Annotated in this window: 17 protein-coding genes; 3 read left to right on the top strand and 14 right to left on the bottom strand. The window is 71.8% G+C overall.

Going from position 1 to position 18,062, the window contains the following annotated elements:
* Positions 1-3: 3 nt before the first annotated feature.
* Complete coding sequence (locus tag AKJ13_RS21225) at positions 4-1,233, bottom strand: efflux RND transporter periplasmic adaptor subunit (RefSeq protein ID WP_050735161.1); 1,230 nt, start codon at positions 1,231-1,233, stop codon at positions 4-6.
* A gap of 70 nt (positions 1,234-1,303) precedes the next feature.
* Positions 1,304-1,615, bottom strand: a complete 312-nt coding sequence (locus AKJ13_RS21220) for a hypothetical protein (protein ID WP_050735143.1) — start codon at positions 1,613-1,615, stop codon at positions 1,304-1,306.
* Positions 1,616-1,722: 107 nt separating this feature from the next.
* On the opposite strand from AKJ13_RS21220, the gene AKJ13_RS21215 reads away from it, so the two are divergent.
* Both AKJ13_RS21215 and AKJ13_RS21210 read left to right on the top strand, forming a co-directional pair.
* Positions 1,723-1,995, top strand: a complete 273-nt coding sequence (locus AKJ13_RS21215; protein WP_050735142.1) for a metal-sensing transcriptional repressor — start codon at positions 1,723-1,725, stop codon at positions 1,993-1,995.
* A gap of 8 nt (positions 1,996-2,003) precedes the next feature.
* The gene (locus AKJ13_RS21210) at positions 2,004-3,338 is read left to right on the top strand and encodes an MFS transporter (RefSeq protein WP_050735160.1); all 1,335 of its coding nucleotides are present in this window, start codon (positions 2,004-2,006) and stop codon (positions 3,336-3,338) included.
* A gap of 299 nt (positions 3,339-3,637) precedes the next feature.
* Here the strand turns inward: AKJ13_RS21210 and AKJ13_RS21205 are convergent, their stop codons facing one another.
* Both AKJ13_RS21205 and AKJ13_RS21200 read right to left on the bottom strand, forming a co-directional pair.
* Positions 3,638-4,762: a nickel/cobalt efflux transporter gene (locus AKJ13_RS21205; RefSeq protein ID WP_050735141.1), complete on the bottom strand. Its 1,125-nt coding sequence runs from the start codon at positions 4,760-4,762 to the stop codon at positions 3,638-3,640.
* A gap of 13 nt (positions 4,763-4,775) precedes the next feature.
* Positions 4,776-5,054, bottom strand: coding sequence for a metal/formaldehyde-sensitive transcriptional repressor (locus AKJ13_RS21200; protein WP_050735140.1), 279 nt, complete (start codon positions 5,052-5,054; stop codon positions 4,776-4,778).
* Between the two features lie 87 nt (positions 5,055-5,141).
* On the opposite strand from AKJ13_RS21200, the gene AKJ13_RS21195 reads away from it, so the two are divergent.
* Positions 5,142-5,357 carry a DUF1289 domain-containing protein gene (locus AKJ13_RS21195; RefSeq protein ID WP_050735139.1) on the top strand — a complete coding sequence of 72 codons (216 nt, stop codon included), beginning with the start codon at positions 5,142-5,144 and terminating at the stop codon, positions 5,355-5,357.
* Positions 5,358-6,141: 784 nt separating this feature from the next.
* Here the strand turns inward: AKJ13_RS21195 and AKJ13_RS21190 are convergent.
* The 10 genes from AKJ13_RS21190 to AKJ13_RS21150 all read right to left on the bottom strand — a co-directional run bounded on the left by AKJ13_RS21190 (position 6,142) and on the right by AKJ13_RS21150 (position 18,055).
* Entirely contained in the window at positions 6,142-8,001 is a 1,860-nt protein-coding gene (locus tag AKJ13_RS21190; protein WP_050735138.1) for a TniQ family protein, read from the bottom strand.
* A 10-nt stretch (positions 8,002-8,011) separates the two neighbouring features.
* Entirely contained in the window at positions 8,012-9,139 is a 1,128-nt protein-coding gene (locus tag AKJ13_RS21185) for an AAA family ATPase (protein WP_050735137.1), read from the bottom strand.
* A 10-nt stretch (positions 9,140-9,149) separates the two neighbouring features.
* Positions 9,150-11,411: a DDE-type integrase/transposase/recombinase gene (locus AKJ13_RS21180; protein ID WP_050735136.1), complete on the bottom strand. Its 2,262-nt coding sequence runs from the start codon at positions 11,409-11,411 to the stop codon at positions 9,150-9,152.
* Positions 11,393-11,614 carry a hypothetical protein gene (locus AKJ13_RS21175; protein ID WP_050735135.1) on the bottom strand — a complete coding sequence of 74 codons (222 nt, stop codon included), beginning with the start codon at positions 11,612-11,614 and terminating at the stop codon, positions 11,393-11,395. The genes AKJ13_RS21180 and AKJ13_RS21175 overlap by 19 nt, the downstream gene beginning before the upstream one ends.
* Positions 11,611-12,306, bottom strand: coding sequence for a TnsA endonuclease N-terminal domain-containing protein (locus AKJ13_RS21170; protein WP_050735134.1), 696 nt, complete (start codon positions 12,304-12,306; stop codon positions 11,611-11,613). Before AKJ13_RS21170 ends, AKJ13_RS21175 begins: the two co-directional genes overlap by 4 nt.
* A complete protein-coding gene (locus AKJ13_RS21165; protein ID WP_050735133.1) occupies positions 12,306-13,505 on the bottom strand; it encodes a hypothetical protein in 1,200 nt (399 codons plus the stop codon). Before AKJ13_RS21165 ends, AKJ13_RS21170 begins: the two co-directional genes overlap by 1 nt.
* A gap of 92 nt (positions 13,506-13,597) precedes the next feature.
* Complete coding sequence (locus AKJ13_RS31965; protein ID WP_160320619.1) at positions 13,598-13,768, bottom strand: hypothetical protein; 171 nt, start codon at positions 13,766-13,768, stop codon at positions 13,598-13,600.
* Between the two features lie 472 nt (positions 13,769-14,240).
* Positions 14,241-14,741 carry a hypothetical protein gene (locus tag AKJ13_RS21160; protein WP_050735132.1) on the bottom strand — a complete coding sequence of 167 codons (501 nt, stop codon included), beginning with the start codon at positions 14,739-14,741 and terminating at the stop codon, positions 14,241-14,243.
* A gap of 528 nt (positions 14,742-15,269) precedes the next feature.
* Complete coding sequence (locus AKJ13_RS21155; RefSeq protein ID WP_082317051.1) at positions 15,270-16,676, bottom strand: hypothetical protein; 1,407 nt, start codon at positions 16,674-16,676, stop codon at positions 15,270-15,272.
* 503 nt (positions 16,677-17,179) lie between these two features.
* Entirely contained in the window at positions 17,180-18,055 is an 876-nt protein-coding gene (locus tag AKJ13_RS21150) for a 3'-5' exonuclease (RefSeq protein ID WP_236961630.1), read from the bottom strand.
* Between the last annotated feature and the right edge of the window lie 7 nt (positions 18,056-18,062).

The following is an 18,062-nucleotide window of genomic DNA, read 5'->3' as shown; positions in this document are numbered from 1 at the left end:
GGTTCAGTCCTCCGCCGCGGCCTTGCCGAGCTCGGACTTCAGCGTGAAGGTGTTGGCCACCGCCACGGCCTCGCCGGGCTCCAGCCCCTCCGTCACCTCCACGGCGGCGTCGTCCGACCGCCCGAGCTTCACCGGCCTAGCCTCGAAGCCCGCGGCCACCCGCACGAAGACGTTCGGTCTGCCCTCCAAGGTCTGGATGGCCGAGGCCGGGATGAGCACCCGCACCGGCTTGTCGGAGATCACGATCTCGGCACCCACGAAAGACCCGGGCCGCCAGGTCTCGTCCGGGTTGGCCAGTTCCGCGACGACCCGCGCCGCGCGCGTGGCCTGGTCGAGGACGGGCACGATGATGACGATGCGACCGCGCGCGGCCTCGCCGGTCGCCTCGGCCCGCACGGCCACCGCCTGGCCCTCGCGGACCAGCGGCAGGTCGCCGGGGCTCACCGCGAGATCGACCCAGACCGTCGACAGGTCTACGACGCTGTAGAGCTCGGTCTCCAGGTTGTCCCGGCCGACGGCCGCCCCGAGGTCGACGCGCCGCTCCACGACCTTGCCACCGAGCGGCGAGCGGATCTCCTGGCGCTCGAACTGCGCCTCCGGCTGGTTCGGCAACGCCTGGATCTCGGCTTGGCTGAGGCCGAGGAAGGTCAGCTTGCGGCGGGCCGCGTCCTCCTTGACCTTCAGGTCCTGGTAGCTCGCCTGCGAGCGCAGGTACTGCTGCTCGGACGAGATGCGCCTGTCCCAGAGCTCCTTGTCGCGCTCGTAGAGCGTCTTCTGCAGGGCGGCCGACACGCGTGCCGCCAAGTATTCTCCCTTGGCGTCGGCGATCTCGCGGCTGTCGAGGAGCGCCACGACCTCGCCCTTGGCGACCTTGTCGCCGAGCCCCTTGCGCAGCTCCACCACCGTGCCGGTGGTCTTCACCGCGATGCGGGCGGTCAGGTTGGCGTTCGGGACGATGGTGCCCGGCACGTGCAGGTGGCGCGAGAGGTTCCCGCCACCGACCCCGTCCGTGCGGATGCCGGCTTTGCCGACTTGGTCGTCCGTCAGCTTGACGAGGCCGGATCTCTCCGGCTCCGGACCGGCCGCCGCGTGCGGTTCGGGCTTGGCAGGCGCGGCGGCCCCCCTGGCGCCCGCCAGCATGGTGCGGACCGCATCGGGAGCGCCGGGCCACCAGGTCGCGATCAGGACGCCGCCGGCGAGGGCCAGCAGAACGGGGATGAGACGTCTGGACATGTCGGTGCCATGGACGGGCGGCCGCACGCGCACGGCGCCGTCGTTCGAGGATGGGAAGTGGCGGAAAGCCTCAGGCCCTCGGAGGCTCGAACGGTCCCTGCGCCCCGCCCCCGGCTCGGAAGACGTCGTCCAGGCGGGCGAACGACCGCGCCGCCGACGTGGCCACGCTCGCGGGAGCCTTGGCGGCGACGGGCATCACGCCCTGCGCGTGCGATTGCGCGTGGTGGACCAGGTCATCGGCATCCTGGTGGGCCTTGGCGTGGTCCTGTCCCGCCACCGGCGGCATGGCGAGCGCGACGGGACCGGAGGCCGCGTGCCGGGCCTCGGCGAGCAACGGCATCACCGTCACGCCCGCCAGGAGCAACGCGACGGCCACCGTCATGAGACGCCGTCCGAATGACACCCGACACCCTCTTCCCGGCGAGCGCCGTCCATCCCGGCGCGTCGAACACCCTTCCCCCATCCCCTCCGGGGGGATAGCATGTCAACATGGATCACGTTCACGCCTCCCACCCGGAGATCATCAAGCGGCTGAGGCGCGCCCACGGCCATCTCGCCGGCGTCATCGCGATGATCGAGGAGGGCCGCCCCTGCGTGGACCTCGCCCAGCAGTTGCAGGCGGTCGAGAGCGCCATCGCCAACGCGAAGCGCACGCTGATCGAGGACCACATGGAGCACTGCATCGGCGACGGCGTCGCGGACGGCGGCAAGTCCGCCAAAGCGGCGCTGGCCGAGTTCAAGGCGCTGGCCAAGTACCTGTGAAGGCCCCGTTGCTGAGCGTCCTCGCGAACCGCACCTACCGGCACCTGTTCGCCGCGCAGGTCATCGCCCTGGTCGGCACCGGCCTGCTGACGGTGGCCCTCGGCCTGCTCGCCTACCGGTTGGCCGGGGCAGAGGCCGGGGCGGTGCTGGGCACGGCGCTCGCCATCAAGATGGTGGCCTACGTGCTGGTGGCGCCCATCGCGAACGCCTTCACCGGGCAGTTGCCCCGCCGCGCTTTCCTGGTTGCGACCGACCTCGTCCGGGCCGGCGTCGCCCTGATCCTGCCCTTCGTCGACCAGGTCTGGCAGGTCTACCTACTGGTGTTCGTGCTGCAAGCCTGCTCGGCGGCCTTCACGCCGACCTTCCAGGCGACCATCCCGGACATCCTCCCGGACGAGCGTGACTACACCCGGGCGCTGTCGCTCTCGCGCCTCGCCTACGACCTGGAGAACCTGCTCAGTCCGACACTGGCCGCCTTGCTGCTGACGGTCATCGACTTCCACTGGCTGTTCGGCGGCACGGTCGTCGGATTCCTGTGTTCGGCCGCCCTGGTCGTCTCGGTGGCGCTCCCGTCCCCGACGCCGCCCGAGCGCCAAGCGGGGGTGTACGAGCGCACCATGCGGGGGCTGCGGATCTACCTCGCCACGCCGCGGCTGCGCGGGCTTCTCGCCCTGAACCTCGCGGTGGCGGCGGCCGGCTCCATGGTCATCGTCAACACGGTGGTGATCGTGCAGGCCCTCCTGCAACGGCCCCAGAACGACGTCGCGGTGGCGCTCGGGCTGTTCGGGGGCGGCTCGATGCTGGCGGCTCTGCTGCTGCCGCGGGTGCTCGACCGGCTGCCCGACCGCACGGTCATGCTCCCGGCGGCGGCGTTCCTCGGCGTCGTGCTGCTCGGCTTTGCCGCTACGACCTGGGGCGGCGTCATCGGCTGGCCTATGCTGCTGGCCGCCTGGCTGGCGCTCGGGATCGGGTACTCCGCCGCGCAGACCCCGACCGGACGGCTGCTCCGGCGCTCCGCGACGCCCGGCGACCGCCCGGCCGTGTTCGCCGCCCAGTTCGCGCTCTCGCACGTCGCCTGGCTCTTGACCTATCCACTTGCCGGCTGGCTCGGCGCGAAGGCGGGCATGCCGGTCACGCTGGCGGTGCTGGGCGCGCTGACCTTGGTCGCCGTCGCCGCGGCGGCGGCGCTCTGGCCGGCCTCGGACCCGGACGTCGTCGAGCACGCGCACCCCGGCCTCGAATTTGGCCATCCGCACCTGGACGGCGTCGGGACGCGCCGGCATGCCCACGCCTTCGTCATCGACGACCTGCACCAACGCTGGCCCGCGGCCCGGCCGGGATGAACCGACCCGGATGTTCGTCGGGCGCTTCGGTCCCGAGGCCGTGGATGCCACGCGCCGCGGCTCTAACCGAATGGCGAAGGTGCGGGGCTATGCGCCGCCGGAACCCCGCCATGCGGGTCTTCGCAGTGGCAGCCCGGTCAGTCCGTCGACTTGCCCCACGCGTCAGGAGGCTCGACCGGTTCGCTCCGAGCGGGCAGCCGCGTCCATCTCGGCCACATCCGCCGATGCACCGGCGCTTCGACGGCTGTGGGCTTTCGCGGCGAGGACCGGCGGGGCGACCAAGCCCGCCGGGACCGCGCTTACGATGGGCTGATCGATGGGTCGATCCCGACCGCGTGCGCCGCGGGGTCGGGATGGATGCCCTGCCAGCCAAGCCAGCCGGTGTAGAGGCCGACGAGCACGATCAGGGCTGCCGAGGCGTAGGGCGCCCGACGGGCGAAGGCACCGAACCCGGACCACCGCGACGCGACGTGCTTGACGCTGAGGGCGGCCAGCACCCCGGCCGAGACCATCGTGACCGCGAGGCCGATGCTGAAGCAGACGACCAGCGCGAAGCCGAGGCTGAACTGCTTGAGCTGGATGCACAGGAGCAGGACCGTGATGGCGGCCGGGCACGGGATCAGGCCGCCGGTCAGCCCGAACAGCACGATCTGTCCCGTCGTCACCTGACGCCCGGCGAAGCGCCGCCGGATGTCCTCCGCATGCGCTCGGGCATGGGCGTCGTCCTCGTCGCCCAGGTTCATGTGACCGTGGTCGTGATCCTGCTCCTCGAACGCGACCTCGTGGGTTTCCGCACCCGCGGGCCCGTCAAGGCGCAGTCGCGCCGTGAAGGCGTGCGGCTCGGGGATCTCCTCCAGGCTCTCCAGGAAGTCGCCCCCATCGGCGAAGGCGAACGTCTGCCGCCCGCCGTCCGGACGGACCGTCTCGACGGTGACCGCACCCGGCGCGGGCAGCGGACCCGTCCCGGCCCGGAGGCGCCAGCGCGGCGGCACGCCGTCCTCGTACACCTCCAGCGTCAACCGGCCGTCGCCGGTCACGACGTGCCGGTGCTCGCCATGGTGATGATGGTGACCGTGGTGCTGCTCGCGCCAGGTCCGCCACGCCATCCAGAGCGCGATGCCGACGATGAGCACCGCCGACGCCAGCTGGAAATACGGCTCGGCCGTGTCGCCACCCCATTCCTGGCCGAGATACTGTCCGCCCAGCGCGATCACCCAGACGACCGCGGTGTGCGAGAGCGTCGCCGCCAGCCCGAGCAGGACCGCCTGCGTGACCGTGCCCCGGACCGCGATGATGAAGGCGGCCATCATCGTCTTCGAATGGCCGGGCTCCAGGCCGTGCAGGGCGCCGAGCAGGATGGCGCTCGGCACGAACAGCCAGGCATGCGCGGTCCCCTGCTGCAGCAGGTCGGCGAACGGGGTCATGGGGCGGCTCTCGTCATTTGAGGTAGGTCCGCACCACCTCGATCAGCTCGGCGGCGCCCCGGGCGCGCTCGGCGTCCGGCTCGGCGTCCGGGTTCACGACGTGGTGGCGGATGTGGTCTTCCATCAGCTCGGCGGTCAGCCCGTTGATGGCCCCGCGCATCGAGGCGACCAGCATCAGCACGTCGGCGCAGCCGTGCTCGGCCTCCAGGGCCCGCTCGACCGCCTCCGCCTGTCCCTTGATCCGGCGCACCCGCGCCAGCAGCTTGGTCCTGTCCTTGATCGTGTGAGCCATGAATGGCGTCCTCGTCCTCGCAATACATAGGGGGGTACCCTATCTGTGTCCAGCGACCGATGCGTCGCGTGGCGGGGAGGCCCTAGCATGAGGAAGGACGACCCCTGCATCGGGGTTTGCCAGTGGGATGGGCGGACCGGCTGGTGCCTCGGTTGCGGCCGCACGGTCCCGGAAATACGCGCGTGGCGGAAGATGACGCCGTACAGGAAGGCCGCCCTCGCTCGCGAACTGCCGCGGCGCGTTCGGCAGGTCGCCGTCGCGCAGGTCGAAGCCGAGCCCGGCAGGACCCCGAGCCGCTCCTAGATCGCAGGATCTGCCGGGCGGAACGGCGGCCCCGGTCAGATCGTCCCCGACATGGGTTTCGTCCAGCCGGACGCCCCGTCAAGCCACCCCAGTGTAGCCGAGCCGGAATCGAAAGGCGTCGTGACCGGTGACCGTCACCGCCGCGATTGCGTCCGGCACGTCGGGCGGCATGCGTCGGACGATGCGCTCCATCCCGCAGCAGCAAGCCCGGCGGACGAGGACGGCGAGCCCCGATCCGTTTCCGGCGGTCGCGGTCGCCGTCTTTTTGCGCCGGGACACGCCGGGCCAGACCACGAGGCTGACCAGCCCCGCCGCTGCCGATGCCCGAGGCGCGAACCGAGCCCGCCGGCGTCGATGGGCAGGTGAAAGCCTGACCGCGAGGGTGGACGTCGGCACCGTCTCGGCCTCGCAGGCCGGCGGTGATCTCATAAGCGCGTTGGAGGCCGAACCCGAGCGGCGGCAGGACGGAGATCCGATCCAGCCAATGCCGGGCGATCCGGCAGGTCGCCGCCTGCAGCGCCGCCAGCGCCGCCAGCACCGCGACGCCGGTCGCACCGAGGACGGATCCGAGCGCGAGGCCGCGCCAGCCGAACCGGTGGGCCGCCGCCGCGATCACGGTCGCGGCGATGATCCGATCTGTTCACGTCCCCTGGAAGGCGACGGGGTCCCCGAACCAAGACGACGTCACATCCTTCCTCGGTCGACGCCCCGCGCAGATCCTCATCGCCCCGCTCATGGCTTTGCGCCGACGGCGCTCGCGCGGCACGGCGGTCCCGGCGTGCTCCTAGGGTCGCGGCGTGTGGGTCCTTGCGATGCGGCGCCGAAGGTCCGTCGGGACATCCATCCGGCGCCATACCGTCGTGGTCTTTCGGCCCGTGATCGCGAAGGCTGGCCTGACGCCGGCCCGATCCAAGGCTTCCCGCACCCACCGCGCGCCGGATCCCATCTCCCTGGCGAGCGCACCCGTGGTGGCGTACTCGGCCTCGTAAGCCGCGAGCGCATCGTCCCGCACCAGGATCTCCCCGCACGGCATTGCTGTCCCCGCCATGAGGCCTGCCCGGACGATCAGGCCGACGCTGTCCGTCGGGACCGTGAGCCGCCGGCCGACCTCTTCGAGGGTGAGACCCCCACCTTCGCGCGAACGCCGCGCGACCCTGATGTCCTCCGGGTCGACCAGGAAGCCCGCGAGGCCGGGTACGTCCCGCAGGACCGCCCTGACCCGAAGCTGGCCGGCCAGGATCATGTCGCAGGTGCCGCGCACGCCGTCGACCTTGCCGTGCTGGCTGGCTCGCGCGAGCGGAAGGAGGCCGGCGGGCATGGCCCCGACGGTCGGCGCCGAACCACGGATCCGGGATAGCACGGCGGCCACGGCATCCCGGTCGAAGACGTCGGCCTTGATGCCGGCGCGCGCGTGGATCTCGGCGGGCGGAACGATCCGCGCCGCGACCAACATCCGCGTCTGGCGCTTCGCCAGCCCGAGCGCCGCCGGCAGATCCTCCGCGCGGAGCGCGCGGTCGAGGATCGCCCGGATCTGGGCGGCGGTCTCGCGGGCGATGCCGATGGGCGTACCCCTCCTCGTCCGTTGCGGCCAGGCGCCCAGGGCCTTGACGTAGCCGGCGATGAACTCCGGCCTTCGGCCGCATTCCGCGGCGATGTCGGCGAGGCTGACCAACGGGACGTCGGCATGCCGGATCACCACCGAGGTCTTGTGAACCGGGCCCCGACCGGCGTGATGCGCGTATAGGGCCGCCCGAACCGCATCCCCGCTCGCTCCCGCCGGCAGCCGCTTTGCCCAGAGATACAGGTAGCCATAGACCTGTTCGGCCCCCCAGGCGCCGAGGCCGACATGGTCGGCTCTGGCCATCCCGTCGAGCAGGGCGTCGAAGGCGTGCGGCCAGTCCCGGGCGGCGGCGAGACCGGCCGAGAACACCTCCGGATGGCGCTCCGCCGGAAACTTCGAGAGGGCCCCGTCGGCGCCCCCGAGCAGGGCGACGCCGAACCGCTCCATGGCGTCGCAGGCCTCGGCGAGCGTCAGGCCGTCGAGGAGGGGCACGCTGGTCCGGGCCATGCCGCCGAGGCGGCCGACCACGTAGGCGTCCGCCAGCGTCGTCGCGGGCGGGACCCTGGCGCCGTCGCAGGCGAGAAGGGAATGGCCGTTCCTGCAACGGGTCAGTGAGCCGGCTTCCCAGGTGACGCCCGTCCGGCAAATCGGGCAGGACCCCTCCAGGCGGACATGATGGAGGGGACAGGTGCCGACGGCGGCCACGTCCCACCAGAAGCGCCGGTGGATGTTCCAGTGCGCGTGTCGTCCCGACGGCGTCCTGCGAAGGTCGTCCTGCCAACAGCAGGGGCACCACCGCCGCACGTTCGTCGTCCAATCGTCCCGGTGGACCACCTCGTCCGCGATCACGACCTTTTTCTTGGTGATCTCGGTGGGCGTCCAACCCCGGAACGCGTCCTCGCCACGGCCGAGCCGATCCGCGAGGGGGCCGGCGGCGCGGCCCTGCAGGATGTCGCTCATGGAATGGCCCGCGGTCCTGAGGCGTTCGCGGCTCCACGGCTCGCCGTTGACGTCGAAGGCGCGCAGCAGGTGCGCCGCGGCGGATTCCCCGTCGATGACGGGCGGGATGATGGTCAGCCGCATCGGTTTCCCCCTACGCGTCGTCGGCTTGCGTCTCGACCCCGGCCTCGGCGGTCCCCGTCAGGCGCGTGAGCCTCTCGAACTCGATCTCCTTCATCTTCGGCAGGGTCGAGATGTCGACCACCAGGAACGGGTTCCTGCGCGGACCGAGCTCGAAGATCTCCTCGAAGACGAAGCCGAGGTGGTCGACCTGCCCGATGCTCGGCTTGCCCGACTGGATGGCGCGGAAGGCCGCCTTCTTGACGAGGTGCATCATGCGACCGGTGTAGCCGTTCGAAGCCTTGAGCATGCGCTGAACCATGTCGTGCTCCGACAGGCCGCACGCGGCCGGGAAGCCGAGCCTTGCCTCGACCAGCGACAGGAATTTCGTGGCCTTCTTCACGCAGGCTTCCGAGTGACCCAGCGGCTTGATCGGCTTGAAGACGCAGCGCCGGAGGAGCTGGAAATCCTCCTTCAGCACCTTCTTGAGCCAGGGCATGCCCGAGAGCACGAGGGAGACGGGGCGCAACTCCGCACCGGGCGGCCGAAGCGGATCGTCCGGATCCGGGATGACGAGGTTCTTCAGCGTCTCGACCAGGGTGCGCCGCTCGTCACCGGTGCGTCCGCGGAAGGCATGGTGGAATTCGTCGATCATGATGATGGAGACGAGTTGGGCGTGCATCTGGTGGCGCACCCGGGTCCAGATATCGTGCTCCTTCAGGTTGGCGCTGAGCTCCTTCTCCGTCATGGCGAGGTACAGCGCGAGACCCAGCGTCTTCAGCGTGCAGGGGCTCGGCGCCTTGATGTAGACCAGCGGCCGCACGGGGCCGAACTCGTCGCGGAACGGCACGAGCGCCGGGCGGAGCTGCAACCGGGCGAGCAGATGCGACTTCCCGGCCCCGGAAGCGGCCGGGATGACGAGGCACTGACCCTCGACATCGTCGCCGAGGTCCTTGAGCATCTCGTCGAAGCGCGCGACGGTCTTGATCACCACGTCGGTGTTGACGTGGATGGTGTCGACGCGTCGCTTCCAGGCCCGCCGTTCGAGGTCCTGCGGGCTCAAGCGGATCGCGAACCGCTCACGGCGGACCGGGGCGGCCTGGGGGCCGGGAAGGATGGTGACGTCGGGGCGGAAGGTCTCCCCGTCCTGGCTTTGCGGCATGCGATGGCCCTCACTCGGCAGTCCAGTTGTCGGGATCGTCGGGGTCGAACTCGGCGCCGACGTCCGCCGTCACGCTCCGCGGATCGGCCTCGGCGGCGACGGGCCTCGGACCGGCCGGCCGGGCCGCCGGCGCGGCGTCCTGCGGGGCGTCCTGCGGGGCGCTGGCCGGGCGCGGCGCGGTCTTGCGGCCACCCTGCCCGACCCGGGGCGCGGGTGCCGCGTCGGCCGCGGCCGGCGGCGCGGCCTTCCGCGGGCGCCGGGTCCGCAGCCGCTCTTCCTCGTGGGCGCCCTCGTCCGCGACGTCCCAGGCGACCTCGAACATCGGGTCGTCGGCGTGGTCGCGGAACCAGTCGACGTCGGCGCTCGCCAGGCGCTTCGGCTTGACGCCGGCCTTGCGGCATTCGGCGCGCAACAGCTCCATCGCGCGGACGAGCGTCGCGCGAGCGACGCGCTGGCCTTCCTGCGTCATCCGACGCGCCGTGCGGACCACGTCTCGCCACTCCGCCAGGGAGGTCCCGTCGGCCAACCCGTCCTCGCAAGGGACCTTGATCCAACCGGCCTCCTCGTCCACCAGGACGAGGAGGTGGCCGAGATCGGACGCGTCGGCCTTGACGAGGAATTCGTCGCCGAAGTGGAAGCCCTTCCTGCGACGGACGCCCTTCAGTTCGTCGGACTGGTAGGTGAGGCCGAGGAAGGTGATCCCGTTCCGCTGAATGGTCCGCGGGACCACCAGGGCGATGAGCGGGTCGAGGTCGTCGGCCGACGGCGGCAGGCGCGTGCCGTAGCCCGCCAGGTCCTGCCAGCGCAGCAGGGGCGTTCGTCCGAGCAGCCCGCCATGCTTGCGGTTGTGGTAGATGTCGACGACCCAGATCGTGAAGAACTCGACGAGTTGGGCCAGGGTCAGGGCGGCCTGCCCGACGCTGTCGTAGTCGCCGCGCTCGCGCACGTCGCGGAAGGTCCGGCCGGGAAGGTAGGCGCAGAAGTCGCGCGCGATGGTGCCGAGGGCGCGCTCGACCTTGCCCTTCAGGTGGGGCTTGCGCCGGGGCATGTAGCGGAGCTCGAACCGCAGCTGTCCGGCGGCCGCCTTCATCGACCGGGAGTGGAATTCCTTCCCGTTATCGAGCTTGACGACCTCCGGCACGCCGAACACGGGCCACGCCGTGTCGACCCGGATGCCGGTCAGGTCCTTCGGCAGCACCGCCATGCGCAGGCAGTGCATCACCGAAGTCCAGGAGGGACGCTCGTCACTGAGGTGGAATCCCACGATCATGCGGGTCGCGGCGCAGATCGCGACCGTGAGCCAGACCCGCCTCGTGCGCTTGTCCTTGCGGCGCCGGTCCCGCGCCGGCGTGCCGTCGCCCTCCAGGACCAGCACGTCGAGCGGCGTGTGGTCGACCTCGACGATTTCGAGCGGCCGCGTCGCCTGGGGGGCCTTCTTGACGTGCCGGAAGGCCTGCTCCGCCGCCGCGGGGCCCTCGCGATGGTAGATCACGTCGAACTGGCTGACGTTCGCCTTCACCCAACGCCGGATCGTCATGCCATCGGGCACGTCGAAGGGCACGGTGCGCGTCTTGTTCTCGCGCTCGATCCTGCCCTGGATGAAGACGATGACATGGCTCAGCGGCGGTCCGTTCCGGGTGAGCCAGTCCTCGCGCACGCGCTCCGCGATGATCATCTCGACCTCGGGATCGAGGCGGAAACCCGCCCGTCCCTTCAGGTCGTCCAGCGGGATCAGCGCCACGATGGACTTGCCGCCCTTGCGCCAACGCCCGTACCAACCCTTCAGCGAGGAGCCGCTCACCCGTTCGAGCGGCACGTCGTCGGGATGGGAGCCCTCGTTCTCGATGGCCCGCTGCCGGCGCTCGGCCGCGACGAGCCTCGCGATATCGGCGTAGCCCTTCGGGACCTTCCTATGGGTCCGCTCGGCGAAGCACCGGTCGCAGGCCTGCACGTAGTCGAGGCGCATCAGCGCCGCGTCCTGCTGGCGAACGTCGAAGGTGTCGATGTTGCGAAGGAGGTTGTCCCTGACGCCTTGGGGGAGCCCGGCGGCGGTGTCCTCCACCAGTTGGAGCCGCCTGGGCTCGCCGAAGTAGAGGTCGGCCAACTCGGCATGGGTCTTCGTGACCGTGACCGGCCTCGCCCCGAGCGTGCGCAGCGTGACGCCGGCCTCGTCGCGCGAGAGCACCTTGTGGTAGACGCCCTCGACGATGACGAGCGCGTCCGCTTGGAGACGGATCTGGCACGCGCCCATGGTCAGCGCAGCCCCCCGCATGCGCCGGGTCCCGCCATGCGCACCCTCCCGCCGCGGTGGAGGTCCACCAGGACGGCGTCGCTCAGCAAGACGGTCTCGGAACCGCCCGCGAGCCTGCGCAGGGCGAGGCCCGCCCGCTCGCGGGCGACGGAGGCGTAGGGGACGCCGTCGACGACGACGACCGCGCCGATGGGAAGGCGGAACTGCTGGTCGAGCCTGTTCAAGGTGCACTCCTGAGGTTCGCGGGGCGGCGGATCATGGCGTGGTCGTCGAAGGGTCGGCCGGGGTCGGCCAGCTCGGCCTCGCCGCGCGCGACCAGGGCCACGACGGCCCGGAAGGCGCGGGCCTGGAGCCCCGACGCCGCCCGGAGTTCCCGGACGAGACCCCGGCCGCCGAAGCGGTCGAGGACCACGCGCATGGTGTGCTGCTCCGCCTCGTCGACCATGAAGGTGCGCTCGCTCGCGACGAGCGCGGCGTTCGCGACGCGGAGCGCGTCGATCTCGACCTCGGTCCAGAGCTCGAAGCCGTCGTAGCCGGCGGCCCTGGCGCCGGCCTCGATGCGGTGCCGGATCCCGTCCCAGCCCAGCCTGATCACCCTCTTCCGCGGCTTGACCTCGACGGCGAGGCGCCGCCCGTCGTCGATCTCGACGCCGAAGTCGGCCGTGTAGCTGCGCCACCGGACGCCGTCGTGCCAACGGAAGGGTGCGGGCTCCTCCTGGTAGCGCAGGACGGCATCGTCCTGCTCCAGGATCAGGATGAAGTCCCGCGCGAGGAGGCCCTCGTAGGCCACCATGCGGTAGCCCATCCCCGCCTTGCCGGATGGGACCTCGCCCGTGATGCAGTCCCGTCGGCCGGTGACGATCGGGCGCGACGGGCTCGGCTTGCCGACATGGCGGCTTCGCAGGGTCGCCGGCATCAGGACCTCCGCCGGGCGTCAGGGCCGTCAGGTCCCTCGGCCGCGTCGGCGCCACCCGATTCCTCGCCGGTCGGGATCGCGGGGGTGGCCCCGGGCGACAGCCGGATCGGATAGCGCGCGACCCCCTCCTGCCAGCGGTCCAGCGGGGTCGACCGGTCCGGTCCGGAGCGGCGGACGTCGAGATCGGCGAGCCAGGCGTGCGCGGCCGCCATCAAGCCTCCTGCGTCCTCGACCACCTCCCCCCGGGCCGTCAGCCAGCGCTGCAGACCCGCCACCCGGCAGGGAGCGCCCGGATCGTCGACCGCGGCGAAGTGCAGCCGGATGCCGAGCGCCGCCGCGGAATGCCGGAACGTGGCGCCGAGGAAGGCGGGATCCCGGTCCAGCACGATCACCTCCGGCAGCCCCATGCACAGGCGGGCGGCGCCGAGCGGCTCCGGGGCCGCCGTCGCGGTTTGCGCCCCGAACAGGCCGAGCAGGTCCTCCCCGTCCGGCGGCGCGGTGCCGAGCGCCGCCGCCACGATCACGCCGCTGTAGCTGTCGCGTGCGGTGACCAGGTGAACGCGGTCGGCGCCGAGTTCCGGGACGGCGACCCGCAGGGCTTCCCGGGCGACGACGACCTCGGCGAGAGGACGCCCGCACGAGAGGTGCCGGAACCGGTACGCCTGCTGCAGGGGACGCAGACGGTCGCCCACCATCCGCACGAGGGTGCGGAAAGCGGGAACGTCAGCGGCCGCGCCTCCCCGCGCATGCGACGCTTCCAGGCACCTCGCCTGTGCGAGGCGGGCCATGGCCGTCAGAGTGACGCCCCGGCGCGGGTCGGCCTCGGCCACGACCTGGTCGACAAGCTCGCCGATCCACGGGGCCCAGTGGGTCTGCTGCCGGGGCGACCGCGCCATCCGCCGGTGGGCGAGGCCGGCCGGGTTGCCGTCGGCCTCCCGGAGCCGCGCTTCCCATGCCCTGACCTGGCGCGGCGTGGGCGGATCGACGTCGTCGCTCAGCTCGCAGACGGCGCGGATCGCGACCCGCAGGTGGCGGTCGCCCCGCCGTCCTGGCGGGAGGTCCTCGACCGCCCGCACGTAACGGTGGCGGCGCAGCGCGGCGGCGCGCTCGCGCTCCGTCATCTCGTTGAGGGCCTGGATCTCGGCCCGGAGCCGGTCGGTGTCGGCGGTCGTCGCGGGAAAGAGTTCTAGCTGCTTCATGATCGCGCGGGTCCTCGAAAGGCGGACGGAGCCAGCCTTGGTGGTGGGATGGGCGGTGACCCCGGCCCGGAGGCCGGGGCTTCGGCGGCGGCTCAGAACTCGGTGGGCTCGCTGGCCTCGGTCTCCGGCTCGAACGTCCCCCGCGGGACGCCGAGCAGCGCGGCGACGTCCCCGTCCCAGGCATCGAAGGCCCGGTCGATCAGGGGGGCGAGGGGCGGCTGGAAGTCGGCCGTGAGGGTCTCGACGCGGTACGGCTCGTTCATGGTGCTCTCCTCGGATGGGGTCGCGCGGGGCCGGTCCGGATCCGTCGCGGGGACGGTCCGGGCGCGGCCGGCTTGGGCCGGCGGATCCCGAGGAGGCGGAGCGCAGCCCGCTTGCTTTCGCAGGCGAGAGCTGGCATACGTCATCGGTCTCGAATGTCGGCCTTGTCCCGGTGGTTGGCCGGTTTGGTATGCGGCGGTCGTGATCACGAGGTCCGGCGGTGACGTGGTCGAGAGGGCTCAAGCTCTCGTCCGGCGTGCCGGACCTTACCCGCTACAGCCTTTCGGCTGCGTAGCGGGCAAGCTCAAAGCGTGCGGCCCGGATCGGGCCGTGCGCTTTTATTTTGCCTCGACGATCACTGCCTGGCCCGGAGGGTCGCGGGAGCGCGCGCGGAGGGCTGCGCGATATCGGTTGCGCATCGAAATTCTCCTCGATAATTGATGAGTTGTTGGATCTAGACTGATCTTATGACGCTCAGGCCTTCGTTGGATCTTTCAGATACCAATGTTGTGCCTTCCGATCATGGTAAACGAGGTTTTTATTCTTAAGACGGGTCTTATTTTTCTCCGAGGCATCGAGCGTGTAGCCGGCGTCCCGGACCGCGTCGTTGACTTCAGTCCCCGACAACCCCTTGGCGCCAGCCTTCGCGAGAGCGTCGACGATGACCTGGGCGACCAGGCCGGAGACTTTCGGCGCCGGCATCCGTTCGGCCTCGTCCGGTACCGGCTCGTCGTCCGGCGCCGGCCGGGCCTCCGCTTTCGTCTCGGCCTGGTCGGCCGCCTGGGCCGGTTCCGGGGCGTATGCCGCCCCTTGCTGCAGGGTCGCGATCATCTGGTCGAGGCGGGCCGCCTTGGCGGTCTCCGCCGCGATGGCGCTCACGTGTTCCAACATGAGCTCCTGAAGCTGCCGCGTCCTGTCCGCGGCGGCTTGCCGGGCCCGGTCGCGCTCCTGGCACATCTGGGTGATCACATCCATTCGGCACCCCCGACCAGGTCCAGGTCCGCATCCAGGTCCGGAGGAGCTCCGCGACCTGATGATCGGACCATAGACCGGGTGCCCGCCCAGCCGCAAGTTCTTTCGCCCAGGTCCACCGGACGTGGTAAACGGAAGCTGACCCGGTCGACCCGGTTGAGTGGCTGAATAAAACCGGGTCGCGCCCCCGGCCAACCTTGTCCGTCCCGTCCCCGGGTCATCCTCCGGCCGAGTGTCGCTTGTCTCCAACGGCGGGCGGCCGTCGACGTACCCTAGGACACCCGCAAACGCGACGTCCGCGTTCGTGGATCTTCAAATCGACGAAGCATTCATTCGAGCACAGGCCGCCGTAACAAATGTCGGTCTCCGTATTCTGATCAGCATCGGCGCCGAGACGAAGGCGTATGCCGTATTTCATCGAGCTGGCCCCCGCGGGTCGGCGGGTAGCGCGACCCTCGCATTGGCCGAGCGGCATTGCCGTCGACAGGGCCCCCGATCCGGCCGGCGACCCGGCCGTCCCGGACCTGGTCGTCACGGGCCTGGCCGACCGGTGGGTTGGGCCGGGGCGCGGATCAGGCACCGACCGGCCGGCCCGTCGTGCCACTCGAAGCCGATCTCGACCAGGCCGGACGCCAGCACGAGGTCGCGGACCGGGTCGAACCTCACGGCGCTTCCCTCCTCGTCGGCGGTGCGGACAAGCTCCTCCAGCAACCCGGCATCCTGCGTCCGAACCGCCTCAGGAGCGACCTGGAGCTCGCCGGTCCCGTTGACATGCATGGGGAGGAGTGATGCGCCGTCCAGCCGCGAGAGGCGACGCATCGCGCGATGTGCGGGCGTGTTGAGCTCGTCGGGGATGGACGCATCGAGGAGCGCATCGGCGTCTTCGGGCGCGAGCGTCGTCGGCGCGCCGTCCGACGAGACGACCGCGGATGATTGCTCGAACCGCCCGGCGGCGACGTCGAAGCGGACCGCCAGGAGCAGCCTGACGCCGGCGCGGGACAGGGCGAGGTCCAGCCGGCCTCCGTGTCTCTCGCCCCGGGCATAGCGGGCGTCCCCGATCTCCAGGCCGGCATGCCGGCGCAGCAGTCGTACTGCGGCCGGCGCGAGCGCCTCGTCGATCAGGTCGCGGGAGAGCGCGCCGGCGAGGCTCCGGCGCCATTGCGGACCGCCCCAGTCCGATGTCCGTGTGCCGCGCGCGGTCGGCGCGAGGAGCGCGGCGGCCGTCCAGCGCAGCGCGGGGACGTCGGCCGCGGCCGCGGGGCCGCGGTGAACCAGGTCGGCCAGGTCGCCGATCAAGGATGGAAGGCCCGGCGACAGCGCCGCCTTGAGCCGGCGCTGGACCAGTGCGGCGGCGTCGGCGAGGGCCGACGAACCGGGTCCGGATGCGGGGCGGCCCGTTCGTGTGGCGCCCGGCGCGAGGCCTTCGAGATCGGCGAGGGCCTGTAGGATGAGCGGCAGCATCCGCAGGTACTCGAAGGCCCGCCCGAGGTGCGCCCGCGTGCCGTCGGCATCCTCGGGGACCCAACGGGCGATCCGTTCCAGGGCGGCCAGCACCTCGGCGTGGGCCCTCAGGGCGAAATCCTTCGGGATCGCGTCGAGCACGGCGCGGTCGGCCGGATGGCGCGACCGGGCTAGGGGGGCGACGATGCCGTCCATCCAGGCCTGCCTGACGTGTTTGCGGATGGCGCTCTGCAGCCCGGGGATCTTGGAGACCTGGAGACCGCCCCCGGAAAGCGCCGCATGCAGGGTGCCCATGGCCGTGTCGACGATGGGCCGCGTGTCGGGATGGGCAAGGGCGGAGATGGCCTGCCGCGCCCGCGCGAGTTCGTGCACGTCCGCCCGCATCGGGCGGACGTCGGCGGGGGAAAGCGGGAAGTCGGGGTCGGGATGCATGGCCGGACGGTGCCCCAGGCGCGCGGGCGTCCGGTCGAGGCGCACGGCACGGCCTCGCACCGGGATTGTGCGCGGAGGCCGGGCCGGGTCGGTCCTGTCCTTGGACGGCGCCCGGGAATCGGGCGCACAGCCCATTGTGCGAGGCGCGCGGCAAGGCACAAACGCCCTCCCCGACCCTGCCGGGACGTGCCGCCGCGCCGCCGTCGGCCGCGACGTTCCCGACGGCAAGCCCGGTGAAGTTCCGCTCGCGCGTTCCGCCATGTCCCGCCTCGACATCCAGGGGTTCTCGGGGACCGGGCCGCCTCAGGCGGCCCGGCGCGAATGCACGGGGCGCCGGACCGCGGCGCGCCGCTTCGGCATCCGTCGCACGACGGCGCTCGCGGTGGGCGTCACCGGTCCGGGCGCGGGCGCCGCCGGCCGGTCCGTTGTGCCGGCGACGCCGCGCGGCCCGGGCCCGAGACGCGGCGATTCGGACCGGGGCCCCGAGCCCGATCCGGGTGCCGCGCCCCGCGCCCTCGGGAGACGGGGCCGGGACCCGAGGGCGAGGGTCATCCGCCCCGGCGGTCCCTGTCGACGACGAACGCCGGCCGCGTGTCGGACAGGCGTCGCCAGGCGTCGAGGTAGGCGCCGAGATGCGGTCTGCGGGTCCGCTCCAGCTCCAGGTAATCCTGGAGGCCCGCGATCGCCCTGTCGTGGGCCGCGGCGTCGGTCCGCCCGGCGAGATACGCATGGCGGACGTAGATGCCGAAGGTCGTCATCGTGTCGGTCTCGCAATACGCCCGGACGCGCTCGATCTGTCCGGCTGCGACCATGTCGGCCACCAGCGACCCGTGCTCGCCGAGTTTGCCCGGCATGCCGACCAGCGCGGCGGCCTCCTCCAGGGTGAGCCGGCTGGCGCACCCGAACCCGGACATCTCGTCCATGACGTCGACGTGGGCGCCGCCGTACCGGTTGCCGTAGCTTGACCAGCGCGTGCCGCGCCGGAACCAGGCTTCCGCCGAGATGCCGTGGAGCATCGTGCGGTGGAGCAGCGTCGGCATGTCGAAGCCGCGGCCGTTCCAGGTGACGAGCCGGAACCTGCCGGAGGCGAAATGCCGCCAGAAGCCGCGCAGGATGCGGGCCTCGTCCCAGCCCGCCTCGCCGCCGCTCCTGCAGGCGGTGACCCGATATTCCTCCAGTCCCGTATCGCCGTCGCGCAGGATCTCCGCCTGCACGAAGCTGACGGCGACCACGGCGTGCCACGCGCATTTCGGAAACCTGTCCCTGGCCCACACCTCGGGCGGCGGCATCAGGGTTTCGTCCGGCACGGTCTCGATATCGACGACGAGGAGCGCGTCCGCATCGACGCCGGTTTCCGCCGCCGGCCGACGGTCGTGGCGGACGGCGGAGCGCGCGCCGGCCGCGGGTGCGCTCGCGTCGGACATGGAGGGG

The organism is Methylobacterium sp. ARG-1, from assembly GCF_001262595.1.
Lineage (GTDB): Bacteria > Pseudomonadota > Alphaproteobacteria > Rhizobiales > Beijerinckiaceae > Methylobacterium > Methylobacterium brachiatum.
This window is presented reverse-complemented; position numbering and strand designations above follow the sequence as displayed.

Bases quoted from the DNA above. Each gene is read 5' to 3' on its own strand.
- AKJ13_RS21225 (WP_050735161.1), bottom strand. From the start codon at position 1,233: ATGTCCAGACGTCTCATCCCCGTTCTGCTGGCCCTCGCCGGCGGCGTC.
- AKJ13_RS21220 (WP_050735143.1), bottom strand. From the start codon at position 1,615: ATGACGGTGGCCGTCGCGTTGCTCCTGGCGGGCGTGACGGTGATGCCG.
- AKJ13_RS21215 (WP_050735142.1), top strand. From the start codon at position 1,723: ATGGATCACGTTCACGCCTCCCACCCGGAGATCATCAAGCGGCTGAGG.
- AKJ13_RS21205 (WP_050735141.1), bottom strand. From the start codon at position 4,762: ATGACCCCGTTCGCCGACCTGCTGCAGCAGGGGACCGCGCATGCCTGG.
- AKJ13_RS21200 (WP_050735140.1), bottom strand. From the start codon at position 5,054: ATGGCTCACACGATCAAGGACAGGACCAAGCTGCTGGCGCGGGTGCGC.
- AKJ13_RS21195 (WP_050735139.1), top strand. From the start codon at position 5,142: ATGAGGAAGGACGACCCCTGCATCGGGGTTTGCCAGTGGGATGGGCGG.
- AKJ13_RS21190 (WP_050735138.1), bottom strand. From the start codon at position 8,001: ATGCGGCTGACCATCATCCCGCCCGTCATCGACGGGGAATCCGCCGCG.
- AKJ13_RS21185 (WP_050735137.1), bottom strand. From the start codon at position 9,139: ATGCCGCAAAGCCAGGACGGGGAGACCTTCCGCCCCGACGTCACCATC.
- AKJ13_RS21180 (WP_050735136.1), bottom strand. From the start codon at position 11,411: ATGCGGGGGGCTGCGCTGACCATGGGCGCGTGCCAGATCCGTCTCCAA.
- AKJ13_RS21170 (WP_050735134.1), bottom strand. From the start codon at position 12,306: ATGCCGGCGACCCTGCGAAGCCGCCATGTCGGCAAGCCGAGCCCGTCG.
- AKJ13_RS21165 (WP_050735133.1), bottom strand. From the start codon at position 13,505: ATGAAGCAGCTAGAACTCTTTCCCGCGACGACCGCCGACACCGACCGG.
- AKJ13_RS31965 (WP_160320619.1), bottom strand. From the start codon at position 13,768: ATGAACGAGCCGTACCGCGTCGAGACCCTCACGGCCGACTTCCAGCCG.
- AKJ13_RS21160 (WP_050735132.1), bottom strand. From the start codon at position 14,741: ATGGATGTGATCACCCAGATGTGCCAGGAGCGCGACCGGGCCCGGCAA.
- AKJ13_RS21150 (WP_236961630.1), bottom strand. From the start codon at position 18,055: ATGTCCGACGCGAGCGCACCCGCGGCCGGCGCGCGCTCCGCCGTCCGC.